10 protein-coding genes are annotated in these 15,788 nt (G+C 73.6%); 6 read left to right on the top strand and 4 right to left on the bottom strand.

Going from position 1 to position 15,788, the window contains the following annotated elements; translation table 11 throughout:
• Positions 1–6 precede the first annotated feature (6 nt).
• The gene (locus AFM16_RS33230; protein WP_179123336.1) at positions 7–2,889 is read right to left on the bottom strand and encodes a helix-turn-helix transcriptional regulator; all 2,883 of its coding nucleotides are present in this window, start codon (positions 2,887–2,889) and stop codon (positions 7–9) included.
• 239 nt (positions 2,890–3,128) lie between these two features.
• Between AFM16_RS33230 and AFM16_RS33225 the strand changes: the two genes are divergently transcribed.
• Entirely contained in the window at positions 3,129–4,145 is a 1,017-nt protein-coding gene (locus tag AFM16_RS33225; RefSeq protein WP_167797299.1) for a WD40 repeat domain-containing protein, read from the top strand.
• Positions 4,146–4,147: 2 nt separating this feature from the next.
• On the opposite strand, the gene AFM16_RS33220 is transcribed toward AFM16_RS33225, so the two are convergent.
• The gene (locus AFM16_RS33220) at positions 4,148–6,022 is read right to left on the bottom strand and encodes an ABC transporter ATP-binding protein (RefSeq protein WP_078636131.1); all 1,875 of its coding nucleotides are present in this window, start codon (positions 6,020–6,022) and stop codon (positions 4,148–4,150) included.
• Between the two features lie 156 nt (positions 6,023–6,178).
• On the opposite strand from AFM16_RS33220, the gene AFM16_RS33215 reads away from it, so the two are divergent.
• Entirely contained in the window at positions 6,179–7,138 is a 960-nt protein-coding gene (locus AFM16_RS33215) for a lysylphosphatidylglycerol synthase transmembrane domain-containing protein (protein WP_245177861.1), read from the top strand.
• A 231-nt stretch (positions 7,139–7,369) separates the two neighbouring features.
• The gene (locus AFM16_RS33210; RefSeq protein WP_078636129.1) at positions 7,370–8,473 is read left to right on the top strand and encodes a mechanosensitive ion channel family protein; all 1,104 of its coding nucleotides are present in this window, start codon (positions 7,370–7,372) and stop codon (positions 8,471–8,473) included.
• A gap of 16 nt (positions 8,474–8,489) precedes the next feature.
• Here the strand turns inward: AFM16_RS33210 and AFM16_RS33205 are convergent, their stop codons facing one another.
• On the bottom strand, positions 8,490–10,082 hold the full coding sequence (locus tag AFM16_RS33205) for a M1 family metallopeptidase (protein WP_078636128.1): 1,593 nt from the start codon (positions 10,080–10,082) through the stop codon (positions 8,490–8,492).
• A 313-nt stretch (positions 10,083–10,395) separates the two neighbouring features.
• Between AFM16_RS33205 and AFM16_RS33200 the strand changes: the two genes are divergently transcribed.
• From AFM16_RS33200 to metX, 3 genes are all read left to right on the top strand, one after another.
• The gene (locus AFM16_RS33200; protein ID WP_030790551.1) at positions 10,396–12,615 is read left to right on the top strand and encodes an NADP-dependent isocitrate dehydrogenase; all 2,220 of its coding nucleotides are present in this window, start codon (positions 10,396–10,398) and stop codon (positions 12,613–12,615) included.
• Positions 12,616–12,886: 271 nt separating this feature from the next.
• The gene (locus tag AFM16_RS33195; RefSeq protein ID WP_030790554.1) at positions 12,887–14,197 is read left to right on the top strand and encodes a bifunctional o-acetylhomoserine/o-acetylserine sulfhydrylase; all 1,311 of its coding nucleotides are present in this window, start codon (positions 12,887–12,889) and stop codon (positions 14,195–14,197) included.
• Complete coding sequence (gene metX, locus AFM16_RS33190; RefSeq protein WP_078636127.1) at positions 14,198–15,337, top strand: homoserine O-acetyltransferase MetX; 1,140 nt, start codon at positions 14,198–14,200, stop codon at positions 15,335–15,337. It begins immediately after the preceding gene.
• Positions 15,338–15,351: 14 nt separating this feature from the next.
• On the opposite strand, the gene AFM16_RS33185 is transcribed toward metX, so the two are convergent.
• On the bottom strand, positions 15,352–15,693 hold the full coding sequence (locus AFM16_RS33185) for a DUF5713 family protein (RefSeq protein WP_078636126.1): 342 nt from the start codon (positions 15,691–15,693) through the stop codon (positions 15,352–15,354).
• Between the last annotated feature and the right edge of the window lie 95 nt (positions 15,694–15,788).

Raw genomic sequence — 15,788 nt, 5'->3', positions numbered from 1 at the left:
GGCGGGTCAGCCCGTGAACGGGTGGCCCGAGGGGCGGCCCGCCATCAGTGCTGCGAGGGCGGCCCGGGAGGAGACGCCGGTCTTGCGGTAGATGCGGGAGACGTGGGTCTCGACCGTGCGGCGGCTGAGGCAGAGCCGGTCGGCGATGGAGGGGCTGGTCAGACCCTCGGCGACGAGGCCGGCTATCTCCCGTTCGCGGGCGGTGAGTTCGGCGAGCCGGCGCTCGGGTCCCTCGGAGGCGCCGGCCACCGCGGGGCGGATCGCCTCGGCCAGGCCGGTCAGCATCTCGGCTCCCCCGGCGGCGGCGAGCCGCAGCCCGCGCTGCCAGGCGGCCTGCCCCTGCCGGGGTCCCTCCGGGCCGCCGGCGGCGAGCAGGGGCGCGCCGATGAGCAGGGAGAACGCCTCCCAGAACAGCGCGCCGCTGCGGGCGGCCTCGTCGGCGGCGGACACGAACAGTTCGGCCGCCGCGCGGGCGTCCCCGAGGCCGAGCGGGATGTGCGCGGCGCTGCGCATCGCCGAGGCCCGCTGCGCGGGCAGGTCGAGCCGCTCGGCCTCCTCGCGGGCCCGCTCGGCCCACTCGTTGGCGGACTCCAGGTCCCCGCCGGCGACGGCGGCCGTCACCAGGACCTCCAGGAACAGCGGCCGCATCGACGGCTGGAGCCGCCGCAGCCCGGGCCCGCCCGCGTACAGCACGGCTTCCTGGGCGCGGGCCGTGTCCCCGGCGGTGAGGGCGGCGTAGCCGAGCATGCACCAGGCGATGGAGGCCCACCAGTTGCCGCCGAGACCGGCCGCGGCGACGGCCTCCTCGGCGACGGCGAGGGGGCGGGGGTCGCCGGGCGGGCAGGCGGCGACCACGGCGTGCGCCTTGGTGGCGAGGACGAAGGCGAGGAGTTCGTCGCTGCCGATGCCGCGGGCGATGTCCTCGGCCTCGTCGGAGAGTTCGACCGCCGACACCGGCCGGCAGATCTGGACGTGGACGTGCGCCTTGCACAGCAGCAGATGGGGCAGCAGATAGAGCTGTCCGGTGCGGCGGGCGATGGCGAGGCCCCGGTCGGCGTGCCGTTCCGCGTCGGCGTGGCGTTCCAGGAACGCCTCCGCCCAGCCCAGCCGGGCCAGTTGCTCGCACAGGCCGGTGAGGTCGTCGTCCGGCAGCGAGTCGACGAGGTCGGCGGCCTGGCGGGCGTAGCGGTCGGCGGCGGCCATCTCCCCCTCGTACGCCTCCCCCAGCGCGGCGACGGACAGGGCGCCGGCCACGCCCACGTCGTCGCCGAGGGCGCGGGCGACCTCCAGGGTGCGGGCGACGTCGGCGCGGACGGTGGGGTACGAGGTGTCGTGCGGGGCGGAGGAGCCCAGTTCCAGGCCGAGGGCGACCTGGTCGGCGGGCGAGGGGACGGGGTCGTCGCGGTGCAGTTCGCGGCGGAGCAGGGCGACGGCCTCCGAGTAGCGGCCGAGGTGGCGTTCCATGACGGCGCACAGGACGACGGCGGAGGCCCGGGATCCGGCGCCGTCGCCGCCGGGGTCGGGCATGGCGATCACCTGGTGGAGCAGGTCGCGGCTCTCCCTGAGCTGTCCGCAGGCGCCCAACGCGCGGGCCCGGGACAGCATCAGCGAGCGGCGCTCGACGGCGCGGTCGGGGGTGTGCGGGAGGTGGCGCAGGACCACGTCGAGCCAGTGGGCGCAGCTCGCGGGCGCGGTGTGCGCGGCCTGTTCGGCGGCTTCGGTGAGGACGGCGACGGTCGCCGGGTCGTAGCCGGACAGCGAGCGTTCTGCGTGGTGGGCGCGTTCGGCCAACGGGGCGCCAGCACGGGCCAGTTCGGCGGCGGCGAGCCGGTGGGTCTCGGTGCGCAGCCAGGTGTCGGTGCCGTCGTGGACGAGGCTGCGCAGCACGGGGTGGCGCAGTGCGAGGCGGCCGTGCGGGCCGGTGCGCAGCAGGTCGCGCCGGGTGAGTTCGCTCAGGTCGGCGGCGAGGTCGGCCGGGGTGCGGCCGGTGACGGGGGCGAGCAGGGCGGGGGTGGCGTGGTCGCCGAGCGCGGCGACCGTCTCGACGAGGCGGCGCTGCGGTGCGGTCAGCGGGGTGAGTTCGTCGAGGAGCAGCGCGCCGAGGCCGGTGGTGGACAGCCGGCTCACGGAGGCGCCCTCCCGGTGGGCCTGGAGCAGGGCGAGGAGGTAGAGCGGGTTGCCCTCGCTGGCGGTGAAGAGCCGTATGGCCTGGTCGGTGGGGAGTCCGGCGGTGAGCCCTTCGACGCAGTCGCGTTCGGCGAGCGGTCCGAGGACCGTGCGGTGCACGGCACCGGTGTCGGTGCCGCGGACCAGGGTGGCGGTGAGCGGGGCGGGGCTCTGCCGGGCGCGGCGGGCGACGACCAGCAGGACGCGGGCGCGCGGGGGGTGCCGTACGAGGTGGTCGAGGAGTTCCAGGGAGGCGGGGTCGGCCCAGTGCATGTCGTCCAGCACCATCACCAGGGGGTCGGTGGCGGCGTGGGCGAGGAGGGCGGCGGTGGCCCGGTGCAGGCCGAAGCGGTCGGCGCCGCGGGGGGCGCCGGTGAGGACGGGGGCGGCCTCGGCGGCCGCCGGGAAGGACGCGCGTACGGCCGGGTCGAGGTCGGCGAAGGCGTCGGTGAACGGCTGGAAGGGGATGTGGCGTTCGTACTCGGTGGCCCGGCCGCGCAGCACGCCGGCGCCGAGCCGGGCGGCGCGCCGGCACAGTTCGTGGACGAAGCGGCTCTTGCCGATGCCGGCCTCGCCGCTGACGTCGAGCACCGCGGGTCGTGCGTCGGCGTCGCCCACCGGGTCCATGAGGTCCGTCTGCGGGGCCATGAGGTCCGCCAGGGCACGGTCGACGCGCGCGAGTTCGGCGTCTCTGCCGATCAGCGGTGTCCGTTCCGTCGTCATCCGTCACGCCCCCGCGCCCCGTGGTGGTCTGTCCGGTCATTCTGTCGTACGTCACGGACAGTCCCCTCCGTCCCGTCGTGCGACGGCCGGATCTCGCGCCTCGCGGAAGAGCATCCGCCGCCGGGCGGCGATTACGTAACCGGCCTACGTAACACCACGGTCGTCACGGCCCGCCGCGTCGCGAAGGATCACGCTGCTTGCACGGCGGAGCTGAGCGTGTGCGGGACGAGGAGGACGGTGTGGGCAGGTTCCGGTTCCGACCGGTGTACGAGGCGGTCTGCGAGGTCACGGTGGGCGGCCGCGTGCTGGTGGCGTACGCGGGGCATCGCAAGGTGATCCGGCTGGCGGATCCGGTGGCCCGCGAGGACGTGGCCGTGCTCGCCGGGCCGCGCACCTGGGTGCGGGCGCTGTGCGAGGTACGGGCGGACGGGCGGCCGCTGCTGGCGTCCGGCGGGCGGGACGGTGTGGTCCGGCTCTGGGACCTCGACGGCGGGGGCGCCCGGGTGGCGGACCTGCGAGGGCACCGCGGCTGGGTGAACGCCCTGTGCACGGTCGACGTGGCGGGGCGCGAGCTGCTGGCGTCGGCGGGGCGGGACCGGGTGCTCCGGATGTGGGACCCGGCCGACGGCCGGCTGGTGCGCGCGTTCGACACCGGGCGCGGCCGTGGCTGGATCTTCGCGCTGACCCGGCTCCGGGCGGGCGGGCGCACCCTGCTGGCCGCCGGGCACGGCACCGGCTCGGTGACGGTGTGGGACGCGGAGTCCGGTGAGCCGGAGGTGGAGCTGACGGGGCATCGCGGGTTCGTGTGGACGCTGTGCGAGGTCCCCGACGGCGAGGTGTCCGGCGACACGGGGTCCGACGGCGAGGGGTCCGACGGCACGGTGTCCGACGGCGGGGACGCCCTGCTGGCCTCCGCCGGCCGGGACGGGCTGATCCGGCTGTGGGACCTGCAAGGGCGGTGCGAGGTAAGGGCGTTCACCTCGGGCACCGGCCCGGTGTTCGCCCTGTGCCGGGCGGACGTCGGCGGGCGGACCCTGCTGGTGGCGGGCGGCGACGGCCCCGGCACCGCCGTCTGGGACCCCGCCACCGGCGAACGCGCCGCCTCCCTGGGCATGGACCTCGCCGGGCTGATCAGCGGCCACGGCTGGGTGCGCGGGGCCTGCCAGGTGCGCCCGGCCGAGGGCCCTCCTCTGATCGTCACCGCGGGCTACGACGACGGGCCCCGCGTGTGGGACGTGACGAAGGAGATCACCTGACCTCAGGGCAGGGCGGGCGCCGCCGGCTCCTCGAACTGGGTGCGGTACAGCTCGGCGTAGCGGCCGTCGGCGGCCAGCAGGGTGTCGTGGGTGCCGCGTTCGACGATGTGGCCGGCCTCGACGACGAGGATGAGGTCGGCGGCGCGCACGGTGGACAGCCGGTGGGCGATGACGACGGCGGTGCGGCCGCTGAGGGCCTCGGTGAGCGCCTCCTGCACGGCCGCCTCTGAGGTGTTGTCGAGGTGGGCGGTCGCCTCGTCCAGGATGACCACGCGCTGGCGGGCCAGCAGCAGCCGTGCGATGGTCATGCGCTGGCGTTCGCCGCCGGAGAGCCGGTAGCCGCGATCGCCGACGACGGTGTCGAGGCCGTCGGGCAGGGCGCGGACCAGGTCGTCCAGGCGGGCGCGGCGCAGCGCGTCCCACAGGTCGTCCTCGCCGGCGGCGGGCCGGGCGAGCAGCAGGTTGGCGCGGACGGTGTCGTGGAAGAGGTGGCCGTCCTGGGTGACCATGCCGAGGGTGGCCCGCAGCGAGGCGGCGGTCAGGTCGCGGACGTCGACGCCGCCGATCCGGACGGCGCCGCCGTCGACGTCGTAGAGGCGCGGCAGGAGCTGGGCGACGGTGGACTTGCCGGCGCCGGAGGAGCCGACGAGGGCGACGGTGCGGCCGGGTTCGGCGCGGAAGGAGATGCCGTGCAGCACCTCGGCGCCGCCGCGGGTGTCGAGCGTGGCGACCTCCTCCAGGGAGGCGAGGGAGACCTTGTCGGCGGACGGGTAGCCGAAGCGGACGTCCTCGAACTCGACGGAGACGGGTCCTTCGGGGACCTCGCGGGCGTCGGGTTTCTCCTCGATGAGCGGTGTCAGGTCGAGCACCTCGAAGACCCGCTCGAAGCTGACCAGGGCGCTCATCACCTCGACGCGGGCCCCGGCGAGTGAGGTGAGGGGCGCGTACAGGCGGGTGAGGAGCAGGGCGAGGGCGACGACGGCGCCGGGGTCGAGGGTGCCGTTCAGGGCGAGCCGGCCGCCGAGGCCGTAGACGAGGGCGAGGGCCAGGGCGGAGACGAGGGTGAGGGAGGTGATGAACACGGACTGGGCGGTCGCGGTGCGCACGCCGATGTCACGGACGCGGGAGGCGCGTTCGGCGAACTGGGCGGATTCGTCCTCGGGGCGGCCGAAGAGTTTGACGAGGGTGGCGCCGGGCGCGGAGAACCGTTCGGTCATCCGGGTGCCCATCGCGGCGTCGAGGGCGGCCGCCTCGCGCTGCATGCCGGCCATCTTGCGGCCCATCCGGCGGGCCGGGATCACGAACACCGGCAGCAGGACGAGCGCGAGCAGGGTGACCTGCCAGGACAGGGTGAGCATGACGGCGAGGGTGAGGACCAGGGTGACCAGGTTGGCGACGACTCCGGAGAGGGTGTTGCTGAACGCGCGCTGAGCGCCGATCACGTCGTTGTTGAGTCGGGAGACGAGCGCTCCCGTACGGGTACGTGTGAAGAACGCGACCGGCATTTTCTGCACATGATCGAACACGGCCGTGCGCAGATCGAGGATGAGCCCCTCCCCGAGCGTCGCCGACAGCCTCCTGCCCAGGATGCCGAGCGCCGCCTCCAGTACCGCGATCCCCGCGATCAGCAGGGCGAGGCGTACGACGGTGTCCGCGTCGCCGTGCGACACGATCGCGTCGACGACCCGTCCGGCGAGGACGGGCGTGGCGACGGCGAGCAGCGCGGACACCACCCCGAGCAGGACGAAGTGCGCGATCCGGCGGCGGTGCGGCCGGGCGAACGCGCCGATGCGGCGCAGGGTGGCGGGGTCGAAGGGGCGGCGTTCCTGCTGGGCGTTCATGACGCTGTACAACTGCGTCCACGCGGTGGCGTCCATGCTCATGGCAGCGAACGTAGAACCTCGACCAATGTTGAGGTCAAGCCCGGCGCCGGTCCGGTGTCTCCCCGTGCGAAGGATCCGATGACCGTACGAAACGTCCCGTCCCCGCGCCCGCTACCCCTGGTTGGCCCCGTGCCGCGACCCTCTGCGAGTGTGACGACCGTCCCCCTCCCCCGTGCCCCCCGGCGGTTCCCCGTCCGCCGGGTCCTGTGTCTCGTGCCGGTCCTGCTGGTGTCCGTGGTCGCGGTGCGGCACCACGCGGTGCTGGCCGAGGGCCTCGGCCGGCTGCGCACCGCCGAGTGGCCCTGGCTGCTGACGGCGGCCGCGGTGACCTGTCTGACCTGGGTGGCGGCGGCCGTCACCCGGCAGGGCGCCGTGGTGGAGCGGCTGCCCCGGCTGCGGCTGCTGGCGACCCAGTTCGCGGCGGGCGCCGCCAACCATCTGCTGCCGACCGGCCTGGGCGCGAGCGCCGTCAATCTGCGGTTCATGACCGTGTGCGGGGTGCCGCTGGCCCGCTCCTCGGCGGCTCTCGCGCTGTATCTGCTGGCGGAGGGGGTCGCCCGGGTCGGTCTGCTGGCGGTGCTGCTGCTGGTGTTCCCCGACGCGCTGCGGTTCGGCGCGCTGCTGCCCGAGTCGGCGTTCGGTCCCCTGGTGGCCGCCGCGGCGGCGGCCGTGCTCCTCGCGGCCACCGCGCTGATCCTCGTACGGCGGCTGCGGCGGGCGGTGTGGTCGTTCCTGCGGACGGCGCTCGGTGAGGCGCGGTCGGTGCACAGCCGTCCCGCCAGGGCGCTGGCGCTGTGGGGCGGCGCCCTGGCGTTCCCGGTGCTCCAGGCGTCCGCGCTGGTCACGGTGGGCCTGGCGCTGGGGCTTCCGGTGCCGGTGGCGCACATGGCGGTGGCGTATCTGGCGGCGACGGTCGCGGTGGCGCTGGTGCCCACCCCGGGCGGGATCGGCTCGGTGGAGGCGGCGCTCGTGCTCGCGCTGGTCGCGGCGGGCGCCCCGGTGGCACCGGCGACGGCCGTGGTGCTCGCCTTCCGGGCGGTCACCGTCTGGCTGCCGTTGCTGCCGGGGGCGTTGACGCTGGGCGCACTGGTGCGGCTGAAGGTGATCTGAGCGACGCGCGCGCCGGGGGCGCAACGCCTGTGAACTGGCCGAAGACGTCCGCCCGCTGAGAGCGCGGGGTACGAACTGCCGTGCCGGATACGGCAGGATGAACGGTCGCGCCCGCGTTCGGCGGAGGCGCGACCGCACATCCCGGAAACGAGCAGGTGACAAGGTGACGAGTCTTCACATCCGGCCCCCGGCGGCCCGGTTCGCGGCGCGGCGGCCCTCCGGAGGCGGCCGGTGAACCGCGCGCTCACTCTGGACGACGGCGTCCTCGCCGGTATCGCGCTGGCCGCGGGCTTCCTGGTGGCCTTCCTGTCGCGCGGACTGCTGCGCTGGCTGGCCAAGCACGCCAAGCGCACCAAGTGGAACGGCGACGACGTCGTGGTGGACGCCCTGCGCACGATGGTGCCGTGGGCCGCGATCGCGGGCGGCGCGGCGGCGGCCGCGGCGGTGCTGCCGCTGACCCGGGCGGTGCACCACACCGTCAACCAGTGCCTGACGGTGCTGCTGATCTTCGCGGTGACGGTGTCGGCGGCCCGGGTGGTCGCCGGGCTCGTGCAGTCCGTGACCTCCTCCCGCTCCGGGGTCGCGGGGTCGGCCACGATCTTCGTGAACATCACCCGGGTGCTGGTCCTCGCGATCGGCTTCCTGGTGGCGCTCCAGAGCCTCGGCATCTCGATAGCGCCGATGCTCACCGCGCTGGGCGTCGGCGGTCTGGCCGTGGCGCTGGCCCTTCAGGACACGCTCGCCAACCTCTTCGCGGGCATCCACATCCTCGCCTCCAAGACCGTGCAGCCCGGTGACTACATCCGGCTGAGCAGCGGCGAGGAGGGCTATGTCGAGGACATCAACTGGCGTCAGACGACGGTGCGGGCGCTCTCCAACAACCTCGTCGTCATCCCCAACGGCCAGCTCGCCAAGACGAACATGACCAACTTCATGCGTCCCGAGCAGCAGTTGACGATCCTGGTGCAGGTCGGGGTGGCCTACGACAGCGATCTGGAGCATGTGGAGCGGGTCACGACGGAGGTCGTCGCCGAGGTGATGACGGAGATCACCGGCGCGGTCCCGGAGCATGAACCGGCGGTGCGTTTCCACACGTTCGGCGACAGCCGGATCGGGTTCACGGTGATCCTGGGCGTCGGCGAGTTCAGCGACCAGTACCGGATCAAGCACGAGTTCATCAAGCGGCTGCACCGCCGCTTCCGGGACGAGGGCATCCGGATCCCGGCGCCCGCCCGCAACGTCTCGCTCCAGCCGGGCGCCGCGGTGGTCATCCCGCAGCAGCGCACTCCGGACGAGGCGGGCGACGTGTTCGCCGCCGCCCGCCTCGACAACTGACTGGCCGTCAACTATCTCAGAGAGTGGCGGAGTTCTCGTGCCGGTGCGCGCCCGTCGTGCGCCGGTGCGGGGCGACGAGGGACGGCGGCACCGGGGTGACCGTCCAGTCGGGGTGGCCCGGCATCCGCGGGGTCGTCGTGCCGTACAGCCAGTCGCGCAGGAAGCCGGAGACGTCCTGGCCGGAGACCCGGGAGGCGACGGCGATGTAGTCGTCGGTGGACGCCGAGGCGTTGCGGTAGCGGGCGAGGAAGGCCCGCTCGACGGCGCCGAAGGCGTCCTCGCCGATCAACTGCCGCAGCGCGTACAGGACGAGGACGCCGCCCAGATAGCGCTGGGAGTCGAAGAGGGTGGCGGCGGTCGGCGAGGCGACCGGGCCCGAGGTCCTGCGCCACTGGTCGCCGAGCGCGTACGTCGCCCGCATCCGGGCCTCCAGGGTGGTCAGGCCCAGGGAGTCCGCCCAGCCGCGCTCGTAGCGGTAGAGCAGGCCGTAGAAGTCGGCGTGGCCCTCGTTCAGCCAGAGGTCGGCCCAGGTGGCGGGGCTGACGCTGTTGCCGAAGTAGGAGTGGACCAGCTCGTGCATCATGTGCGAGCCGATCTTGGACTCCTCCTGGAGGAGGTAGTTCGGCTTGTACAGGGTGAGGGTCTGGGTCTCCAGGCCGGTGAAGTCGAAGGCGTTCGGGGCGTCGTTGTTGCAGGGCAGCAGCCCGTACGTCTCGAAGGGGTAGGCGCCGAGCCGCTGTTCGACCCAGTCCACCAGGGCCGGGGTGAGCGCGAGGGCGGGCTCCAGGGCCTCGGCGCGGGCGACGGGCACGACGTCGCGCAGGGGCAGCCCGTGCGGGCCCTGCCGCTCCTTGACCACGTAGTCGCCGACGGTGATCTGGACGACCTCGGTGGCGATCGGCGAGCGGGAGCGGTACGTGTACGCGGTCCGGTCGCCGGAGAGGGCCTCGGTGCGCACGAGGGAGCCGCTGGCGACGGCCTTCAGAGCGGCCGGGACGGTGATGCGGAAGCTGAAGTCCGCCTTGTCCGAGGGGTGGTCGTTGCAGGGGAAGACGGTGTGCGCGGAGTCGGGCTGCGGGCAGATCGCGAAACCGTCCGGGGTGGGCACCCAGGCGGTGTGCGGGAGCGTGCGGCGCGGGTCCGCGCCGTAGGTCACGCGCACACGGGCCTTGGCGCCGTCGGGCAGCGCCCGGGCCGGGGTGATCCGCAGCTTTTCGGCCACCTGTTCGAACTCGGCGGGGCGGTCGTCGACGCTCACGGAGCGCACGTCGAGCCCCAGGGCGTCCAGGGAGAGCCGGGTGAGGCGGCGGGTGGCCCGGATCCGCAGCGTGGCCGTGGCGTCCACCAGGGCGGTGCCGGCGTCGTAGGCGAGGTCGAGGTGGTAGGCGCGGACCCGGTAGCCGTCGTTGCCGAGGTCCGGGTAGACCGGGTCCCCGAGGGTCTCGGGCGCGGGTGCCGGACCGCCCCCACCGGTCCGGGCGGCCGCGGTGGCCGTGCCGTCCGCGCCGGCCGCCGTGGTCGCGGCGTGGGCGGCGTTCTGGCCGGTCAGGGCGGCGGCGGTGCCGAGCAGGGCGGCCGCGGGTGCCGTCACTCTGGTGCGATATCTCATGGTCCGCTTTCGATCGGGCGGCCGGGTGGTCGGTCCGGCCGTCGGATGAGTCGACGATCTACCTCCTTGACGGACGAAGCGGCGGGCTCGGTTGCTCCGGACGGGTGTATGGCCGGTTCCCGCGCGTGGCCGGATCCCTTCGGGTCCGCGGGCGGGGACCGGAGACGGACGGGGGCGGCCCCGGCCCGATCGCGCACGGACCGCGGGCGGACCACGCACGGGCCGCGGGCGGACCGCTGTCGAGCCCGGCCCGGTCACGAGATATCTTGATGTCGAGCAATGTTGCAGACGTGGACGTGGAGCGGAGCACCCGGTGACTGACTCGACCATCATCTATACCCACACTGACGAGGCCCCGGCCCTGGCGACGTATTCCTTCCTGCCGGTCGTCCAGGCGTACGCCTCGCAGGCGGGTGTCGCCGTGGAGACGCGGGACATCTCGCTGGCCGGCCGCATCATCGCGGTGTTCCCGGAGTACCTGACCGAGGACCAGCGCATCCCGGACGCCCTGGCCGAGCTGGGCGAACTGGCCAAGACGCCCGAGGCCAACATCATCAAGCTGCCCAACGTCTCGGCGTCGGTCCCGCAGCTCAAGGCCGCCGTGGCCGAGCTCCAGGCCCAGGGCTACGCGCTGCCGGACTACCCGGACGACCCGAAGACCGACGAGGAGCGGGAGATCCAGGCCCGCTACGACAAGGTCAAGGGCTCCGCCGTGAACCCGGTCCTGCGCGAGGGCAACTCCGACCGGCGTGCCCCCGCCTCGGTCAAGAACTACGCCAAGACCCACCCGCACCGCATGGGCGCCTGGTCCTCGGACTCGAAGACCAACGTGGCGACCATGGGCGAGAACGACTTCCGCTCCACCGAGAAGTCCGCCGTGATCTCCGAGGCCGGCGCCCTGCGCATCGAGCTGGTCGCCGAGGACGGCACCACCACCGTGCTGCGCGAGTCCGTACCGGTCCTCGCCGGTGAGGTCGTCGACGCCTCCGTGCTGCACGTCGCCGCGCTGCGCGAGTTCCTGACCGCGCAGATCGCCCGCGCCAAGGCCGAGGGCGTGCTGTTCTCCGTGCACCTCAAGGCCACGATGATGAAGGTCTCCGACCCGATCGTCTTCGGCCATGTCGTCCGCGCCTTCTTCCCGAAGACCTTCGAGCAGTACGGCGCCACGCTGGCCGCCGCCGGTCTCTCCCCGAACGACGGTCTGGGCGGCATCCTCAAGGGCCTCGACGCGCTGCCCGAGGGCGACGCGATCAAGGCGTCCTTCGACGCCGAGCTGGCCGAGGGCCCGGCCCTGGCCATGGTCGACTCCGACAAGGGCATCACCAACCTGCACGTGCCGTCCGACGTCATCGTCGACGCCTCGATGCCGGCCATGATCCGCACCTCCGGCCACATGTGGGGCCCGGACGGCCAGGAGGCCGACACCCTCGCGGTCCTGCCGGACTCCTCCTACTCCGGCGTCTACCAGGCCGTCATCGACGACTGCCGCGCCCACGGCGCCTACGACCCGTCGACCATGGGCTCGGTGCCCAACGTCGGTCTGATGGCGCAGAAGGCCGAGGAGTACGGCTCCCACGACAAGACCTTCGAGATCGCCACGGCCGGCACGGTCCGCCTGGTCGACCAGGCCGGTGACGTCGTCCTGGAGCAGCCGGTCGCCGCCGGTGACATCTTCCGCGCCTGCCAGACCAAGGACGCGCCGATCAAGGACTGGGTGAAGCTCGCCGTCACCCGCGCCCGCGCCACCGGCAACCCGGCCGTGTTCTGGCTGGACGAGACCCGCGCCCACGACGCCAACCTGATCGCCAAGGTCACGGCCTACCTGGCGGAGCACGACACCGAGGGCCTGGACATCCGCATCCTCGCCCCGGTCGAGGCCACCAAGCTGTCGGTGGAGCGCATCCGCCGCGGCGAGGACACCATCTCGGTGACCGGCAACGTGCTGCGCGACTACCTGACCGACCTCTTCCCGATCCTGGAGCTGGGCACCAGCGCCAAGATGCTGTCGGTCGTCCCGCTGATGGCGGGCGGCGGCCTGTTCGAGACGGGCGCCGGCGGCTCCGCACCCAAGCACGTCCAGCAGCTCGTCAAGGAGAACTACCTGCGCTGGGACTCCCTCGGCGAGTTCTTCGCGCTCGTGCCGTCCCTGGAGCAGTACGCCACGGCGACCGGCAACGCCCGCGCCAAGGTGCTGGCCGACACCCTGGACCGCGCCACGGCGACCTTCCTCAACGAGGACAAGTCCCCGACCCGTCGCGTCGGCGGCATCGACAACCGCGGCAGCCACTTCTACCTGTCCCTGTACTGGGCGCAGGAGCTGGCGCGGCAGACCGACGACGCCGAGCTGGCGAAGGCGTTCGCGCCGCTCGCCGAGACGCTCACGGCGGCCGAGCAGACCATCGTGGACGAGCTGAACGCCGTCCAGGGCCGGCCGGCCGACATCGGCGGCTACTACCAGCCCGACCCGGCGAAGGCGGCGGCGGTCATGCGTCCCTCCGCCACCTGGAACGCGGCGCTGGCGTCCCTGAGCTGACGCTCCTCGCGCGACGAACCGCCCCGGCCGGGACTCTCCGGCCGGGGCGGTTCGCTGTCCGCCCGTGACGGTTCGCCTGTGTCCACCCGTGCCGTTCACCTGTGTCCGCCTGTGCCGGTTCACCTGTCCTCCCGTTGCCTCCCGTTGCCGCCCGTTGCCGACGCATGTCGTTTGTGACGTCCTCATGTCATGGTTCGTGCGGGCCTGTCGGGGCCTGTCCGGTTGTGCTTACCTCGTCGCACGTTCGCGCTCTCCCCGCACGAGGAGCACCATGAGCACCCAGCCCGACACCTCGGCATGGTCGTTCGAGACCCGGCAGATCCACGCCGGCGCCGCACCCGATCCCACGACCGGCGCCCGCGCGACGCCGATCTACCAGACGACGTCGTTCGTGTTCCGCGACACCCAGCACGCCGCCGACCTGTTCGCGCTCGCCGAGCCCGGCAACATCTACACCCGGATCCACAACCCCACCCAGGACGTCTTCGAGCAGCGCGTCGCCGCCCTGGAGGGCGGGGTCGCGGCCGTGGCGCTGGCGTCGGGGCAGGCCGCCGAGACCCTCGCGATCCTGACGGTGGCGGGCGCGGGCGACCACATCGTGTCGAGCACCTCGCTGTACGGCGGCACGCACAACCTGCTCAAGCACACCCTGCCGCGGTTCGGCATCGAGGTGTCGTTCGTGGACGACCCCGACGACCCGGAGGCGTGGCGGGCCGCGATCCGGCCGAACACCAAGGCACTGTTCGCGGAGACGCTGGGCAACCCGCGCGGCAACGTCCTCGACATCCGCGCCGTCGCCGACGTGGCCCACGCGGCGGGGGTGCCGCTGATCGTGGACAACACGGTGCCGACGCCGTATCTGCTGCGGCCGATCGAGCACGGCGCGGACGTCGTCGTGCACTCGGCGACCAAGTTCCTCGGCGGCCACGGCACGGCCATCGCGGGTGTGGTGGTCGACGGCGGCACCTTCGACTTCGGCGCGCACGCCGACCGCTTCCCCGACTTCACCGAGCCGGACCCCAGCTACCACGGCCTCCAGTACTGGCCGGCGCTCGGCCCCGGGGCGTTCGCGGTCAAGCTGCGGGTGCAGTTGCTGCGGGACCTCGGCCCCGCGCTCTCCCCGCACTCGGCGTTCCTGCTGCTCCAGGGCGTGGAGACGCTGAGCCTGCGGATCGAGCGGCACTCGGCGAACGCGCTGGCGCTGGCGGAGTGGCTCCAGCGGCGCGACGAGGTCGCCGCCGTCCACTACCCGGGCCTTGAGTCCAGCCCGTGGTACGAGGCGGGGCAGCGGTATCTGCCGCGCGGCGCGGGCGCGATCGTCTCCTTCGAGCTGCGGGACGGTGTCGAGGCGGGCAAGCGGTTCGTGGACGCGGTCGAGCTGTTCAGCCACCTCGCCAACATCGGTGACGTGCGCAGCCTGATCATCCATCCGGCGTCCACGACCCACAGCCAGCTCGACGAGGAGCAGTTGGCGGCGACCGGCACCACGCCGGGTCTGGTGCGCCTGTCGGTCGGCATCGAGAACGTCGCGGACCTCAAGGCGGACCTGGAGGCCGGGTTCCGAGCGGCCAAGGGCGCGTAGGTGGCGCTGCCGACGACGGTCCCGCTTCCGCCGGCCACGGGGGCCTGGCGGGAGGGGGACCCGCCCGGGCGGCGCCGGTGGTACGCGGCCGAGCGGTCGCTGGCGCTGGAGGCGGGCGGTGAACTGCCGGGCGTACGGCTGGCGTTCGAGACCTGGGGGCGGCTCGCGGCGGACGGCTCCAACGCGGTGCTGGTGCTGCACGCGCTCACCGGGGACAGCCATGTGGTGGGCCCGGCCGGGCCCGGGCATCCGACGCCCGGCTGGTGGGACGGCCTGGTCGGACCGGGGCGGCCGCTGGACACCGACCGGTGGTTCGTGGTCGCGCCGAACGTGCTCGGCGGCTGTCAGGGCAGCACCGGGCCGGCCTCGGCACGGCCCGGCACCGGTGGCCGCTGGGGCGGCGCCTTCCCCTTCCTGACCCAGCGCGACCAGGTGGCCGCCGAGGCGGGGCTCGCGGACGCGCTCGCCATCGAGCGGTGGGCGCTGGTCGTCGGCGGCTCGATGGGCGGCATGCGGGCGCTGGAGTGGGCGGTGTCGTACCCCGGACGGGTGGACGCCCTGCTCCTGCTCGCGACGACGGCGGCGGCGAGCGCGGAGCAGATCGCCTGGGCGAACGTGCAACTGCACGCCGTCCGCGCCGATCCGCACTGGCAGGGCGGCGACTACCACGACACCGGGCGCGGCCCGCACGCCGGTCTGGGGCTCGCCCGCCGGCTCGCCCACATCACCTACCGCAGCGAACCGGAGCTGGCGCTGCGCTTCGGCCGGACCGCCCAGGGCACCGAGGAGCCCTTCCGGGGCGGCCGCTACCAGGTCGAGTCCTACCTCGACCATCACGCGGCCAAGCTGGTACGGCGGTTCGACGCGGGCAGCTATGTGGTGCTGACCGAGGCGATGAACGCCCACGACATCGGCCGCGGCCGGGGCGGCACCCGCGCCGCACTGGCCCGCGTGACGGCCCGGACCCTGGTGGCCGGCGTCGACTCCGACCGCCTCTACCCGCCGCCCCAGCAGACCGAACTGGCCGCCCTCATCCCCTCCGCGGACCACCCCCGGCTCATCGAATCCCCGTACGGCCACGACGGCTTCCTGATCGAGACGGACCAGGTGGCGGCCCTGGTCCACGAGATCCTCGGCTGAGACGACGGCCGCGCTCACCAGTCCCGCGGGGCGATCAGCTCCTCGATGTCGGCGTCCGGGAAGCCGTACGCCCCGGCGACGAACCAGAACTCCTCCGCTATCGCCTCCCGCGCGACCGTCTCGATCTCGCTGCCGGCCTCCCAGAAGGCGTCCTGGAGGGTGTTGAACTCCTCGGTGGCGGCATGCGTCAGCACGTACAGGGCGTCGACGTCGGCCGGCCGCTCGGTCTCGACGCGCTCGCACAGACGCAGCAGGATGCCCCGGCCCCGGTCCACCACCCGGTCCGGGTAGTAGTCGTCCCGGTAGAGCGCCTTCAGGAACGGGTGCCCCGTCACCTGCTCGTTCGTCACGGCCATGCCCGATTCCCCGTTCCCGACGCGTCGTGTTGTGATGGCTCCGTCGATCTCCTTCGATCATGCATCACGCCACTGACAACGCCCCGGGAGCCGCC

Source organism: Streptomyces antibioticus (genome assembly GCF_002019855.1).
GTDB classification, from domain to species: Bacteria; Actinomycetota; Actinomycetes; order Streptomycetales; family Streptomycetaceae; genus Streptomyces; species Streptomyces antibioticus_B.
Note: the sequence above shows the minus strand (reverse complement) of the source record. Positions and strands in the feature narration are given on the sequence as shown.